The organism is Microcoleus sp. BM001215392 (assembly GCF_036700185.1).
In the GTDB taxonomy this organism is placed as follows: domain Bacteria; phylum Cyanobacteriota; class Cyanobacteriia; order Cyanobacteriales; family Microcoleaceae; genus Microcoleus.
This window is the reverse complement of sequence record NZ_JAUBOJ010000175.1, coordinates 1-14,031: the sequence shown is the minus strand read 5'-3', so window position 1 is coordinate 14,031 and position 14,031 is coordinate 1. Positions and strand designations below refer to the sequence as shown.

Below are 14,031 nucleotides of genomic sequence, written 5' to 3'. Positions count from 1 at the left end.
TCACTCATAAATTATGTGCCGAAATGCTTCGCCCTTGCCAAAACCAGATGCACCCAATCGAATTAAACCAATAATTGATATTTTTCTTGTGCCAAACGGTAAAGCGGGCGCCACACCAAACGGTTAGTCAATACCACCAATAGCGACATCACAAAAGTAGCAGCTAACAGTAAAGGAAAATTACCCGATGCCGTTGCTTCAGAAATTGTCTCGCCCAAACCGCTAGTTTTAATTATTTTACCTTGGAACTGCACGTATTCGCTGACAATACTCGCATTCCAAGCTCCGCCAACCGCTGTGATGATTCCTGTGATTAAATAAGGAAAAATTCCGGGCATAATTAAGGTTTGCCAACGCTGGAGCAGGGAAAGTTTGTAAACTTGCGCTGCTTCAAATAACTCGGCAGGTATGGCTTGAGCGCCTGCAATAACATTAAACAGCACGTACCACATTGTACCCAACATCATCAGCGCCACAGAACCAATTTGTAAGCCGCCTCCAGCGTGAATCAAACCTAGCAGCAAGACCGGGAATAAAGCCGTTGCGGGTACAGAGGCTGCTATTTGTACGAAGGGCTGCAAAATCTGAGCTAAACGCGGATTTCGACCGATCGCCACTCCGACGGGTACTGTCCACAGCAGCGATAAAAATAGGGCGCAAATCACTCGCAAAGCTGTAAAAAATGCACCTTCGATGACTTTTTGCCAATCAGAAAAATTCAGCAACCGCAGCAGCAGCACCGCTTCCCAAGTTCCCCAAAGCACGATCGCGGTAAACCCGCTGACAAATATCCAATTTATCCAATTGCCGATCCGGCTTTGTTCGCGAGGAGTTGCGGGCATACTAGCAGGTGCAAAAGCTCTTGCCAAACCGCGATCGAAACTCTCACCGATGGGCGAAAGGCGCGACTTCAACACCCGCAGCGTAGCGGAGCGCCTTAAAAAATCCAACACCTTAGACTGCGGCACATTAGTAGCTTCTACTGCTTGATATTTAAATTTTTCCACCCAAGCAATCAAAGGCTGCCAAATAAAAAAGTCTATGGCTACAATCACACCAATTAATACTGCCAAACCCCAGCCGATCGCCCCAAAATTGCCTTCATTGGCTGCCTTACCCAAATAGGAACCGAGTCCGGGGAGATGAAAGTTTTTATCGCCTAAGCTAAAAGATTCGATCGCAATCAAAAAAAACCAGCCACCGGCGACTGACATGACGCTGTTCCACACCAGCCCGATCGCGCCAGCGGGCAACTCTAAAGTCCAGAATTGCTGCCAAGCATTGAGCCTGTAAACTTGAGCAGCTTCCGTAAGTTCTCGCGGGATGCCGGAAAGCGACTGATAGAAACTAAAGGTCATATTCCAAGTCATCCCGGTAAATATTAAGATAATTGATGCGAGTTCTACGCCGATTCTTTGACCTGGAAATAAAGTAATTAGTGCTAAAACTACTCCGGGCAAAAAAGATAAAACCGGAATTGACTGTAAAATGTCTAACAAGGGAATTAAAATTTTCGCAGCGAGGGCAGAACGGTAAGCAGAATAAGCATAAACTAGGGTAAATAGCAGCGATAAAAAATAGGCTGCTGCCATGCGTAACAGACTCTGGGCTGTATATGCTGGCAACACATTGAGTGTGGTCTCAATTTTAAAGTTTGGGTTGTAGTCGCTGCTGAATTGAGAAGCTGTTTGGACGATTAATAAAATAAGAGAGAAGATTGCTAGAATCAGCAAGCCGTCTTGCCAAGTCCAAGCTGACCTTTCTATAGTTTTATTTGCGGGTGTTAGAGGTCTTGTCATAATGCAGAAGGAATAGTTGGTAGTTGGTAGTTGACAGTTGACAGTTGGTAGAAAAGCAGTTGGTAGTTGATAGAAAAGCAGTTGATAGGAAAGCAGTTGACAGTTAGTAGTTGATAGTTGCTAGTTGATAGTTGACGGAATTTCGAGGCAATAAGTAGGAGTGGAGAAGTCCGAGGGGAGAGGCAAGACAACTGACAACTGTCAACTGTCAACTGTCAACTGTCAACTGTCAACTGACTACTCGTTTTTGGGTTCTTCGGACTCTAGGAAGATTTCGCCCCCTGGTTCGTCGTAGCTATATAACTCTGCATAGCGACCCCAATCAATAGCAGTTTGTAATTGCCGCATGGCTTCTTGGGGGCTAAAATGAGCTTCGAGAATATCGAGAATTAATTCTTCGGAAATGCGGTGATTGCGCTTGGCCTGAAGCATTCTAGAAATTTGCTGTACTAGGCGAATGTTGCCCAGAATTTGGGTGCGTACAATTTGTTTGCGCTGGTCAATTCCGCCGGCAATAAACTGATTTCCCACAGGAGTGAGGTGGAGGTCGCCTTCTTGGATTACCAGAAATTCCATTAATTTTGCTGCTTCGACGATCGGCAAAATGTCGTCTACCTCTAACATTAATTCTTGACCTAGGCGGTAGAGGTCTTTCTCCTTGCGGTCTTCCAAGAGTTCTAACAGACCTGCGATCGCACCCGTGCGCACCTGCGGCAGAGATTGGTATTTGGTGCTTGGGACTGGTTGGGGTTGGGACACAGCAGCGGCACTTTGAGCAGGTGTAGTGACTGTTTCGCAGCTTAATTCCGGATTGGTGAGGATTTTGTAAACTTGGTCTACGAGAGCTTGGAATGCTGCTGTTTTGCGATCGCGGTAGTGCGGCAAAGTTACTGTTAGTTCGGCGCGAATTCGCCCGGGATTGCGACCCAATACTACAACGCGATCGGCTAAAATTACCGCTTCCTCAATCCCGTGAGTTACGATTAACACAGCTTTAGTCGGTATCTTTTTTTCTAACCACAAATCTAATAACTCAAACCGCAAGTTTTCTGCCGTCAGTACGTCTAAAGCTGAAAACGGTTCATCCATGCAGAGCAATTCTGGTTCTACGGCCAACGCTCTAGCAAATCCCACCCGCTGTCGCATTCCGCCGGAGAGTTCTTTGGGATAGGCATTTTCAAATCCGTCCAAACCGATAATATCAATCATCCGCAAGGCTTTTTGGCGCCTTGGTTCTGGCATTTCTCCTTTAGCTTTTAAACCTAGTTCTACATTTTCTAGTACCGTCAGCCAGGGATAAAGGGCGAAGTTTTGAAATACAATTGCCACTCCCGGATTTAACCCGACTAAAGGACGATTGTGATACAAAACTTGACCGTTGCTGGGCGGGATCAGTCCGGCAATCATCCGCATTAATGTAGATTTTCCTGAACCGGACGGCCCTAGTAAAGCTACTATTTCGCCCGCTCGCAACTCTAAATTAATTGGCTCTAAAATAGATATTTGTTGACCGTTGGGCTGCTGGTAAGCCTTGCTGACACCTTCTAAGGTAATCAGGCACTCTGTTGCTGTTTTAGCTACCACAACTAAACCCCCTCGCTTGTTGTTTAAATTTAGTTATTAGTCAGTAGTTATTAGTTAGTAGTCATCATTCAACAGTCATCAGCACCAAAAAAATTAACTGATAACTGATGGCTAATAACTGACAATTTACTGCCGACTATTTGGTCGATCGCGACGGGCGATCGCTTTTTGACCAAGAATAAGACTGGAAGAGCAGCGAGGGCAGAACGCAACTGAAAATACAACCAGCCCAGAAACCAGAGCGATCGTCCAAAATTCCGATCGACAAACTGCCCAGAAACCATGATAAGCCATAGCCTGTGTTAAATATCCCACAGGCGGAACCTCTTTTGCCCACAGGCATGAGTCCGGCTACAGCGAGGTTCAAAATCGATTCTAAGGTTCCGATACCGTTTGCCCGATCGACTCACGGACAGCAAGCAATCCCTGCTATCGCAGAAGACGAACGGGGCTAGAAGTGAAGAGAAAACGACTGTCAACATCTGGGCCCAGATGTCGGTGCGATCGAGCTTGCAGTCCAATGACTAAGCCGACACACCGTCAAATCCTTTAGCCCAAGCATTAAGTCAAAGAATTGCGATCGCAGCAATTGAATTTTTGGGTAATATCATTTTTCTAAAATTGTGCAACACTCGAAGACCCTGCCTAGCCAGGGCGGGCACGCACCATCCACCGCCCCTACAAAGGGGGGGAACAATACTGTTATTTCGTTTTAAATTGGTATGAGTAAAAAGCCAATGAGGGGAAAACCTGCGGCAAAGCCCGAATCAGCCCCACAGCCACGACGAAATAAACCCAGCAGCAGGTGGTAAGCCCGAGTGAAACACCAGCCCGGGCGATCGGCGATCGTCAATCTCAGCGGCTGTTAGTCGGGTTTTTGTTCGCGACTGTATTTATGAAAGAACAGCGACTGAGAATTTTCCAATCATGTGCGGTGCGATCGCACAGATAGCTCGATCCCGTGCAATCTGCTGCCAATTAACTCGCCTCAACGGCTCTCGCTAACTTTCTCAAGCTAATTTAAAAGATAAAATTAAATATGTAAATCCGCAGGGCTTGCCCAAACTAGGTTGTTTACAAAAACGAATTTTATTTATTTGCCAATTCGCGCTAGCATCACACCTAACTGAACGGCGATTACTCCTAGTATGGCACTGCCAGCCCAGTAAAAAGTCGCAAAATTGTAAGCTCGATCGCGCCACAAGACATTTGTCTCTAAACCGTAAGTTGAAAAAGTAGTATAAGCTCCTAAAAATCCCGTCGCAACCATTAACCGCATTTCCGTGGGAACAGCCGCCACCCGTTCCAAAGCAAAGGTGATAAAAAATCCCATAGCCAAGCAACCGGTGATGTTAATAAAAAAAGTTCCGTAGGGAAAAGCCGTCCCGAAACGGTTGGCAAACCACAAGGTGATATAATACCGACTCAGCGCGCCGGCAATGGCACCAAAACTAATGGCGATCGGGTGGCGCAGATTAGGGTCTTGCAGCATCAAACGATTTTCCACTTTTCGATTTGAGAAGTTAGATTGAGCGGACTCATCTAAACTATTGTATGATGTATGATTAAATTGGCGATCGCGATCGGCTGTTCGCCAATTTAATCATATAGAGAGTATTTATGCAAATTGTGCTGGCTGCCGCAGACGATGACTTAGTGAGAGTCTGGGAAAAAACTTGCGGCAATATTGAAAACGTTAAGATCCACCGCAGCTCAATTTTTGAGGTAAAATGCGATGCAATTGTTAGTCCTACCAATAGTTTTGGATTTATGGACTGCGGCTTAGATTTAGAAATTAAGGAATATTTTGGCGAGATCGTTCAAGAACGCCTGCAAAAACTAATTCAAACTCGCCATTACGGCGAGCTATTAGTAGGAACAGCAGAAGTTGTAGACACCGACCACGATGCAATTCCCTATTTGATTGCTGCCCCAACTATGCGAGTTACCACAGTTTTACCAGAAACAGTAAATGTCTATCTAGCAACCCGCGCTGTTTTAAATCTGGTAAAATTTGGTACGGTTCCAGACGGAACGCCAGTCAAACATATCATTGAAACTATTGCTATTCCCTGGCTGGGTACCGGAACGGGCGAAGTCCCACCAGAACTATATGCCAATCAGATGAAAGTCGCGCTTCAAGATATTCTACTATCTCAATACAAATTTCCTGAATCTTGGCAGGAAGCACAAAAAAACCACGAATTGTTAGGTTTTAGCGACTGAGGATAAACCGAATAGCAAAAGGGCAAAAAAGTTAATTGCCAAGTTTTACAATATCGCGAAATCAAGTTGTTTTAGGTAGAGATACCGATCGCAAATTAAAGTGCGCTAAACCGTACCTGTAAGTTCGCGGTATCCGACACGCGATCTCTACTTTGGTAGATAAAATGTAAGAGAACGCGAGTAATTTTTTTGATGTCAGTCTTAAATGCCACAATGAATTTAGGGATTACACATACAAAGTCCACTCGAAGCGGAATAAAAGGAGATAATCGTTATGACAGATCCAAAGGTGACCGAGGAAACAATTTTAGAAGCAACTCTGGAAACGACAGCGATCGTTAAAAAAGAGATGCCCGAGGCGACGGATGAGACGATCGCGGAAACTGCGGCTTTGTTTGAAGCAATTAAAAAACGTGCCGCCGCGGAAGTCCAAGCAGCGGGCGATCTCACCCGGGAAGCTTATTTGAAAGCTGTGACTAAAGCGTCTGTGGCGATCGAACAAAATAAGTCGATCGCCAAAGAGAGAGTAACAGAAGCTGTGGGGTTGCTCAAAAAGGAATCTGAGAAAAATTGGCTGGTGGTGGATGCGATCAAAACTCGGGCGCAAGCGCAGATACAGGACGCGGGCGAAGTCAGTCGCGAAGCTTATTTAAAAGCAGTGCGACAAGCACGAGAAGCGGTGGAACAAAATAAATTGATCGAACGCGATCGCCTTGACCAAGCTGTTGACCACATTCACAAGGAAACTGAAAAAAATTGGCACGTTGTGGTGGGAGAAATTGAGTCGCTAGGGACTCGCTTGAAAGATACGGCTAAGTCTGCATGGAACGCCCTAACCGCGTTTGTTGAGAAGTCTCGCAACAATCGGAGCGATTCGTAGCAAGATTGGACGCAACAATCTGGCGATGTTTGCGCTACAGCCCGCCCGGTTCCAAACCCCGGGCGGGCGTTTGGGCGATCGCCCTTGAATTTGCATTCAGCACAATGTTCAGGCATACTGCATAATTAAAAAGCTTTATTTTTAGTTTCTAACCCCCAACCATGAGAACTTACTACTGCGGCGAACTGCGAAGCAAACACATCGGAGAGACTGTCACCCTTTACGGCTGGGTGGATCGCCGCCGCGATCATGGCGGGGTGATTTTTCTCGATGTGCGCGATCGATCGGGTATTGTGCAAATTGTTAGCGATCCGCAACGCACCCCCGACTCCTATAAAGGCGCTGAGGCTTTGCGCGGCGAATATGTGGTGAAAATTATCGGTACAGTCACCAGCCGCCCGGAAGATTCCCTCAACCCCAAATTACCTACGGGTGAAGTAGAAATTTACGCCTCGGAGATTGAGTTGTTGAATGCGGTGCGGAAACAGTTACCGTTTCAGGTGGCGACGGCGGAAAATGAAAATGTGCGGGAAGATTTGCGCCTGAAATATCGGTATTTGGACTTGCGGCGCGATCGCATGAGTCGGAATTTGCAGCTTCGCCACCAAGTTGTCAAAGCCATGCGCCGCCACCTAGAAGACGTTGGGGGTTTTATGGAAGTTGAAACACCAATTTTAACGCGATCGACTCCTGAAGGTGCGAGAGATTATTTAGTGCCCAGCCGGGTCAATTTGGGCGAATGGTATGCTTTGCCGCAATCGCCGCAATTGTTCAAACAATTGTTGATGGTTTCGGGTGTGGACAGATATTATCAAATTGCTCGCTGTTTCCGCGATGAAGATTTGCGCGCCGACAGACAGCCGGAATTTACGCAATTAGACATGGAAATGAGTTTCATGTCTTTGGAAGAAATCATCGAATTAAACGAAGGTTTAGTTTCCCAAATTTTCCAAAGTGTCAAAGGCGTAGAATTGTCTCGTCCTTTCCCGCGCTTGACTTACGCAGAAGCAATGGATCGTTACGGTAGCGACAAACCGGATACTCGTTTCGGTTTGGAATTAGTCGATGTTTCCGACTTGATGAAAGATTCGGGATTTAAGGTATTTTCCGGAGCGATTGCTGCGGGCGGAATTGTGAAAATTTTGCCGATTCCGGGCGGGAATGATGCTTTTTCTAATGAACGGATTAAAAAAGGCGATTTGTTTAAGGAAGCCAGCGAAGCCGGTGCGAAGGGATTGGCTTTTATTCGCGTGCGTGAGAATGGCGAAATTGATACGATCGGCGCAATTAAGGATAATTTGACTGAGGCTCAAAAACAAGAATTGCTCGATCGCACTGGCGCCGGGCCCGGTCATTTGTTGTTGTTTGCAGCAGCCGACGCAACAACTGTCAATAAGACTTTGGATAGATTGCGTTTGTTTGTCGGTAACGAATTGGGATTGATTGACAAAGAGAAAATTAATCTGTTGTGGGTGACAGATTTCCCGATGTTTGAATGGAACGCTGACGAGAAACGTTTGGAAGCCATCCATCACCCGTTTACTGCGCCGCATCCTGACGATATTCACGATTTGAAGACGGCGAGAGCTCAGGCTTATGACTTGGTGTTAAATGGCACGGAAGTGGGCGGTGGTTCTCTGCGGATTTACCAGCGGGATGTTCAGGAAAAGGTGTTTGAGGCGATCGGCTTATCGACTGAGGAAGCTTACAATAAGTTCGGCTTTTTGCTGGATGCGTTCGAGTATGGAACTCCTCCCCACGGCGGGATTGCTTACGGCTTGGATCGGTTTGTGATGCTGTTGGCTGGCGAGGATTCGATTCGCGATGTGATTGCGTTTCCGAAGACGCAGCAGGCTGGTTGTTTGCTGACAAATGCGCCTGCTGGCGTGGATGAGAAGCAGTTGAAGGAGTTACAAGTGCGATCGACTTACGTACCGAAAACATAGGTATGTAAAACACCTTCAATGAATAGTGGATGGGTGGCGAGAAACCGGGTTTTTTCCAGAATACTCGTCACACCTCCCAGAAACTGCCAAAAACCCGGTTTCTGTGATTTGTGGGTAGTCAGAAACCGGGTTTTTTCCGAGAATACTTCGTTGTCATTAAACTAAAAACGCTATAATTATCATAATCAAAAATAGGTAAAAACTATTATTTTCCCAAGTTACGGATGAATAAATTGCGATCGTGGCTTGTAGGTATCATTACAATGAGATGAAAGATTAACCATGAAAAACCCCGTTGAACTTAACGAAGAGTTGGTTAAAGAAGCCTTTCGTTTAACCAATTTCAAGACAGAAAAAGAACTGATTGACTTTGCTTTGCAAGAATTAATTCGCACCCGTAAAAAGCGGAATCTACTGGATTTAAGCGGACAAATTCAATTTTCGACGGACTACGATTACAAAGCCTTGCGGGAAAACAAAAATGTTTCTGATTGATACATCCGTCTGGATCGGTGTTTTGCGCGACAAGACAGGTGTAGTACGCCAATCCCTGGAAGCAATAATCAATGATGAAAGTATTTTTCTGAACCGATTTACTCAGATGGAACTTTTGCAAGGTTGTCGAGATGAAAGGGAGTGGACACTATTAGAAACTTATCTCCAAGAACAAGACTACATCGAGTCTACGCCTAATACTTGGGTAGCGGCTGCTCGGATTTACTATGATTTGCAACGACAGGGATTAACGGTTAGAAGTAGTATCGACTGCTGCATTGCCCAACTTGCGATCGAACACCAACTTATTCTAGTTCATAACGATCGCGATTTTGAAACAATTCAGAGAGTGCGAGCGCTCAATTGCTTGCGCTTCCGGCCTGACAGTTAATCAAGATTAAAAAGTGAAAAACCCGGTTTCTTTGGTTTTCGGGTGGTCAGAAACCGCGTTTTTTTGCGATAATACTGCGTCCTCACTCACCGAAAAAAGATTGACAGAGATCCATAAGTAGTTCATTATACCAACAGGAGAGATATTACCTCAGCTATTTTACCTATGGCTGCTCACGACTCAGAGTAAGGCTTAGCACTTACATCTATAGCTTGACATCTCTTCACCAGCATTTTGTAACTTAAGTAGACCAACAAAGTGAAAACTCCCATTCAGAAAATCCTCTTCGGTAGCCCCGGAACCGGTAAAAGCCACACAATCGATCAGGTAATCATTCCAAATGACTTGGGAATAACAAGTCCAGAGAATATCATTAAAACAGTATTTCATCCAGAGTACACCTATGGTGACTTCATCGGAAAACTGGTACCGATTACTATATCGGGAAAGGTGGAATATAACTTTTATGAAGGTCATTTTTTAAAATCATTATCTCAGGCTTATAAAAATATTTTGAACGCCCATGATAAACAAGGTGTTAAGATTTCAGAACCCGAAAACGTTGCTTTAGTTATTGATGAAATCAATCGAGGAAATTCTTCGGCTATATTCGGAACTATTTTTCAGTTATTAGACAGAGACGAAGAAGGTTGGTCAAGCTACGGGATTAATATAACCGAGATTGAGATGAAAAAACTATTACAGTTAATGGGGACTCAATTTTATGAAAAAGAAGGAAAGCTAGACAAGTATGAGTTGCACCCATTTGGTGCTGTTCAAATTAAAACATTTCAGGAAAAAATTAGCTTTTTAAAGCTTGATGTAGTTAATAAAATTATTCGGATTCCTCCTAATCTCTCCATCCTAGCCACGATGAACACCTCTGACAATTCCATTTACTTTATGGATAGTGCCTTCAAGCGCCGTTGGGATTGGGAATTTGTCAACTGGGATGACACTAAACCTCCTGTTGCAACATACGGTACAGGAGAAACTTTGGATGAGGATGAGTGGAAAAAGCTAATCAAAAACCTTAACAGCTTTATCAAAAGTCATCACACTTCCATTCGGGGAATTGAGGACAAGCAAATTGGCTATTACTTTATAAAACAGCCTGTAACGGCTGAACAGATACAAAATAAACTCATGTTCTTCCTATGGGATAGCGTTTTCAACCGTGACAAAAAACCCCTTGTGGATCTTTTGAAGGTAACAAGAGATGAACTCGTCACTTTCGGTGATTTCACTAAATTGCATAATGAGTTCATTAGAAACATAATGAATTTCAATGTTTGAATTCGTCTTAAGTCTCTACTTAAAAAAATAATAGCTTCTCTTTTTTGACACTCCATGTTTGATTTTTCAAGCTTTAAGTTAATCAAAAATTCCAATGACTTTTTTGTTGGAATCCGTAAATCTGCTTTAGAAGATGGTTATGAGTTTTGTCTGCCAAATGGCTTTGATAATTTTCCAGATGGTAACTTTAACGAGGTGCGGGATTTATTTTTCAAGATGTATCGCACTTTCCGCAAGTTTGAGAGAGACAATACAGGCACAAACCGATTCAACCTTAACAGATCCGACTTCCAGCAAGACCAAGATCAGACCACCCTTTCTGGTGGCGGAATCAGTATGCAAACGGAAGATGGGGAAGTTTGTGTACTCTATAGCAAGATTAAAATGATCGAGCGGGTACTGGAAGCCTACGATGACCTTGCTATCAACTCAATCCAAAAGAAAGCCCGACGCAGTGAAGATATTGATTATTCTCAAATTTACAAATACTTAGATCGCGCTATCTACCTCGATAACGATGTAATTTACCTCGATGCGATGGATTTACCACGTCCGACGGTGCGCTATGAAAGCACTGATATCGTGAACCTGTATTGTTATATACTGGATGAGATTGTACAGCAGTTGGATGGCGATGTGCCGGATAATATTCAAGCACACAGTCAAGATATTCGCTTCCTTGCTCAACGCTTCCAAGACGGCTACTTGACCAGCAACCAGTCAATTTTTGACAAAGACACTTTTGATGAGACTATCAGCATTCTTAAAGAAGGGCTGGATAACATAGACAAAAATACTTATTATAAAGACGCTGACTATTGGGGACTTTATGAAGCTATTGAAACATTTCTATACGGTGAAATAAATCCCGATCAGAATGATGGTGACTACTGGGGAATAAAAGGGTTTTCTCTGGTTTGGGAGGATATGTGCAACACCTATTTCTTCAAAGAATACCCAGATAAAATTTGCTATGCAGATACCGATATACCTTTGAAAAATCCTCCAAATTCCGAATCTAAAAGGCAAGGTGAAGAACCGAAACGGGTTGGCAACTACCTAGCCCATCATGGAAACAATGGGTACAGTAATAAATGGATTTATAGGACAATATCGAATATTCCATATCCTAAAAATCCCGGTAACTTCGGATGGAATGAACTACTTTGTATTGAGCTTGATACTCAACCGGGAACGCTGGTCTACTCAAACCCAAGGTATAATAAATTGGAAAACCGAGATAGAAGTAGGGCAATGCGCCGGTTTCCCCGTCCTGACTTAGTTCTTAAAATAGAAACAAAAAATGGATTTGAGCTAAAAATATTAGATTATAAAGATGTACCTCTTGACTTTTATATAAATCCCTCATCTTCACCAAAATCGGCAAATAAATACAAGAATGATATCATCAAGCAGCTTACTTATGAATTTGCTCTCCAGCAAACCCATACTGTTGCAGAAAGTATATTTTTTATTCCTTGGTATTACGCAGCAGAACCTGAGCTTGATCCTTTGGGAGAAACTGAACAAAACCTAGATATTAAAGGAGGAATCACAATATTTAAGGCTAACTTCTTTATTATCCAAAAGCTATACCTGGAAAACTTATGAATCAGAAAATAAATATTATAGGAATTTGCCCTGAAACTCTACTTTTCCAAAGCAGTTATGTTCCTCTAATTTCCTTTAAAAATGAAGCACAAAAAAAAGCTGCTGAAGATTACATAACTGGGGAAGCAGATAGATTTTTTGATGAAATAAAATTATTGACAGCTCAGGATGTGAAACCACTAGCTTCTCCACTACTTATCACAGAATTGGACTTTGAAAAAATTGATATGAGCTATTTTTATGAAAATCTCTTCTACGATTTGGAGCGAAAGCCTGATGGAAAGTTAGAAGCAAAAATAAAATGGGGTATCACTTTTGATGAAAAATGCGCTCCTATTAAGTTAGGTTATCTTAGCCAATTTTATGATGGCTTTGAACCTAAAATAGCATATAAAAATGTTGACGATCGCCCACATCGTCGATATGGCACTATAGACATAAATGGAAAGCCAGTTTTTTACTACATTTACTTTACGCTTCAAGAAATACTAGACGTGATTAAACAATTACCAAACTCTTAAAAGTCAATAGTCCGGACACTTTTTCTATGGCTGAATGGCTTATTCCCTAGGACTTCGATTTCCCAAATGGCACTACTTTTGGTGAAGGAATGGCTCGAAAGAGCGCAGAAAGAAGGAAAGTTCAATGAATCCAAACACGATTAAGCCCTAACTTTGCCCTCAACTACCCGCCTATCTGGCCATCTATGGATCAAATTCAGCAACCTGTTTTTGACCAACAGATGTCATTGCTAAAACCAAAATACTTAAAGTAATCCCTAAAACCGCATAACTAGGCAGTGAAAAAACAGTTACTTTCAACAAATAAGGCAATTCTCCCACTTTCCAGTTCCACCGCTTTCCTAAAAACACCAACAGCCCAGCATGAATCACTGCCGTTTGCACCAAAAGACAGCCAACTCCCAATAACCAAACAGACATTCTTTGCCGAGAAAAAGCGCAATGTTTAATCTGAAAACACAAATCATTCAGCAAAAAAACCACCGCAGGCCCTAACATCACCGAACTGGTGGGCTGTGAATAGTTAATCGCAATACTCAAACAGGGAATTAGCACCATTTCAGATAAGTAAATATTTTTTGACCAATCAGTGCGAGATTGTTCTTGGTAAAAATACCCACTCACTAAACCCACTAACACCAGAACAAGCAAGTCAGAAAATAGATTAGCAACTAACGGACTGTGCGCGAAAAATCTCGGCCCCAAAACCCTTAAATCGATGCGACTCATCGAAATATAAGCATTATTTGATGGATCGTTTAACCACAGTGGAAAACCGCGAGTTGCATCTTGTACAAATCCTGTTAAGGAATTGCCTGTTACAGCTAGACCGATAAATGCCAGAGAAATTACCGTGACTATCGATATAAAAACTAGCTTAAACCGTCTTTTGATTAAAAAATAAGGAATAAACAATATAACTAAGGTTGGTTTAAACAGGGCAGTTCCCAATAAAATCCCCGCAGGTATATCCTGATTTTTATGAGCAAAAATAAACATCCACAATAGCATCACGGCAATAAAACTAGCTACATTGCCAACTTGCAGGTCGAAGATGAAACCGTAGAGCAATACAATTGATATACTGCAAATAGTTTTCAAAGCTGGTGACTGCGACTCCAACAGGATATTCGCTCCCCATAAAACAAAACCTGTGGCGATAAGATGCAGGATAATCCAGATGGTGAATGCAGTCTTGATTGGAAAATAACCAAGAAACCAGATGACAGGAATGATATTAGGTGGATAAACAAAAGATGGAATTAACCCGCACACCTTGGTG

Annotated in this window: 15 protein-coding genes; 10 read left to right on the top strand and 5 right to left on the bottom strand. The window is 43.2% G+C overall.

Going from position 1 to position 14,031, the window contains the following annotated elements:
• Positions 1-62: 62 nt before the first annotated feature.
• The 3 genes from QT974_RS18765 to QT974_RS18755 all read right to left on the bottom strand — a co-directional run bounded on the left by QT974_RS18765 (position 63) and on the right by QT974_RS18755 (position 3,667).
• The gene (locus tag QT974_RS18765) at positions 63-1,799 is read right to left on the bottom strand and encodes an ABC transporter permease (RefSeq protein WP_333469949.1); all 1,737 of its coding nucleotides are present in this window, start codon (positions 1,797-1,799) and stop codon (positions 63-65) included.
• 237 nt (positions 1,800-2,036) lie between these two features.
• Positions 2,037-3,383, bottom strand: coding sequence for an ABC transporter ATP-binding protein (locus QT974_RS18760; protein ID WP_333469948.1), 1,347 nt, complete (start codon positions 3,381-3,383; stop codon positions 2,037-2,039).
• A gap of 68 nt (positions 3,384-3,451) precedes the next feature.
• The gene (locus tag QT974_RS18755; protein WP_333469947.1) at positions 3,452-3,667 is read right to left on the bottom strand and encodes a hypothetical protein; all 216 of its coding nucleotides are present in this window, start codon (positions 3,665-3,667) and stop codon (positions 3,452-3,454) included.
• Between the two features lie 15 nt (positions 3,668-3,682).
• Here QT974_RS18755 and QT974_RS18750 point away from each other — a divergent pair, with 15 nt between their 5' ends.
• Both QT974_RS18750 and QT974_RS18745 read left to right on the top strand, forming a co-directional pair.
• Positions 3,683-3,838: a hypothetical protein gene (locus tag QT974_RS18750; RefSeq protein ID WP_333469946.1), complete on the top strand. Its 156-nt coding sequence runs from the start codon at positions 3,683-3,685 to the stop codon at positions 3,836-3,838.
• A 350-nt stretch (positions 3,839-4,188) separates the two neighbouring features.
• Positions 4,189-4,335 carry a hypothetical protein gene (locus QT974_RS18745; protein ID WP_333469945.1) on the top strand — a complete coding sequence of 49 codons (147 nt, stop codon included), beginning with the start codon at positions 4,189-4,191 and terminating at the stop codon, positions 4,333-4,335.
• Positions 4,336-4,476: 141 nt separating this feature from the next.
• Here QT974_RS18745 and crcB read toward each other — a convergent pair whose 3' ends face one another.
• Positions 4,477-4,875, bottom strand: a complete 399-nt coding sequence (gene crcB, locus QT974_RS18740; protein WP_333469944.1) for a fluoride efflux transporter CrcB — start codon at positions 4,873-4,875, stop codon at positions 4,477-4,479.
• 128 nt (positions 4,876-5,003) lie between these two features.
• On the opposite strand from crcB, the gene QT974_RS18735 reads away from it, so the two are divergent.
• The 8 genes from QT974_RS18735 to QT974_RS18700 all read left to right on the top strand — a co-directional run bounded on the left by QT974_RS18735 (position 5,004) and on the right by QT974_RS18700 (position 12,749).
• Positions 5,004-5,609, top strand: coding sequence for a macro domain-containing protein (locus QT974_RS18735; RefSeq protein ID WP_333469943.1), 606 nt, complete (start codon positions 5,004-5,006; stop codon positions 5,607-5,609).
• A gap of 274 nt (positions 5,610-5,883) precedes the next feature.
• Complete coding sequence (locus QT974_RS18730; protein WP_333469942.1) at positions 5,884-6,489, top strand: hypothetical protein; 606 nt, start codon at positions 5,884-5,886, stop codon at positions 6,487-6,489.
• A 161-nt stretch (positions 6,490-6,650) separates the two neighbouring features.
• Complete coding sequence (gene aspS / locus QT974_RS18725) at positions 6,651-8,435, top strand: aspartate--tRNA ligase (protein WP_333469941.1); 1,785 nt, start codon at positions 6,651-6,653, stop codon at positions 8,433-8,435.
• A gap of 282 nt (positions 8,436-8,717) precedes the next feature.
• Positions 8,718-8,930, top strand: coding sequence for a type II toxin-antitoxin system VapB family antitoxin (locus tag QT974_RS18720; protein WP_333469940.1), 213 nt, complete (start codon positions 8,718-8,720; stop codon positions 8,928-8,930).
• The gene (gene vapC / locus QT974_RS18715) at positions 8,917-9,321 is read left to right on the top strand and encodes a type II toxin-antitoxin system VapC family toxin (protein WP_333469939.1); all 405 of its coding nucleotides are present in this window, start codon (positions 8,917-8,919) and stop codon (positions 9,319-9,321) included. Before QT974_RS18720 ends, vapC begins: the two co-directional genes overlap by 14 nt.
• A 258-nt stretch (positions 9,322-9,579) precedes the next feature.
• On the top strand, positions 9,580-10,617 hold the full coding sequence (locus QT974_RS18710) for an McrB family protein (protein WP_333469938.1): 1,038 nt from the start codon (positions 9,580-9,582) through the stop codon (positions 10,615-10,617).
• 54 nt (positions 10,618-10,671) lie between these two features.
• Positions 10,672-12,228, top strand: a complete 1,557-nt coding sequence (locus QT974_RS18705; RefSeq protein WP_333469937.1) for a hypothetical protein — start codon at positions 10,672-10,674, stop codon at positions 12,226-12,228.
• Positions 12,225-12,749, top strand: a complete 525-nt coding sequence (locus tag QT974_RS18700) for a hypothetical protein (RefSeq protein WP_333469936.1) — start codon at positions 12,225-12,227, stop codon at positions 12,747-12,749. Before QT974_RS18705 ends, QT974_RS18700 begins: the two co-directional genes overlap by 4 nt.
• A 183-nt stretch (positions 12,750-12,932) precedes the next feature.
• Here the strand turns inward: QT974_RS18700 and QT974_RS18695 are convergent.
• A partial coding sequence (locus tag QT974_RS18695; RefSeq protein ID WP_333469935.1) for a glycosyltransferase family 87 protein occupies positions 12,933-14,031 on the bottom strand: 1,099 nt, incomplete at its 5' end.

Coding starts and splice junctions, on each gene's coding strand:
- QT974_RS18765 (WP_333469949.1), bottom strand. CDS start 1,799: ATGACAAGACCTCTAACACCCGCAAATAAAACTATAGAAAGGTCAGCT.
- QT974_RS18755 (WP_333469947.1), bottom strand. CDS start 3,667: ATGGTTTCTGGGCAGTTTGTCGATCGGAATTTTGGACGATCGCTCTGG.
- crcB (WP_333469944.1), bottom strand. CDS start 4,875: ATGCTGCAAGACCCTAATCTGCGCCACCCGATCGCCATTAGTTTTGGT.
- QT974_RS18735 (WP_333469943.1), top strand. CDS start 5,004: ATGCAAATTGTGCTGGCTGCCGCAGACGATGACTTAGTGAGAGTCTGG.
- QT974_RS18730 (WP_333469942.1), top strand. CDS start 5,884: ATGACAGATCCAAAGGTGACCGAGGAAACAATTTTAGAAGCAACTCTG.
- aspS (WP_333469941.1), top strand. CDS start 6,651: ATGAGAACTTACTACTGCGGCGAACTGCGAAGCAAACACATCGGAGAG.
- QT974_RS18720 (WP_333469940.1), top strand. CDS start 8,718: ATGAAAAACCCCGTTGAACTTAACGAAGAGTTGGTTAAAGAAGCCTTT.
- vapC (WP_333469939.1), top strand. CDS start 8,917: ATGTTTCTGATTGATACATCCGTCTGGATCGGTGTTTTGCGCGACAAG.
- QT974_RS18705 (WP_333469937.1), top strand. CDS start 10,672: ATGTTTGATTTTTCAAGCTTTAAGTTAATCAAAAATTCCAATGACTTT.
- QT974_RS18700 (WP_333469936.1), top strand. CDS start 12,225: ATGAATCAGAAAATAAATATTATAGGAATTTGCCCTGAAACTCTACTT.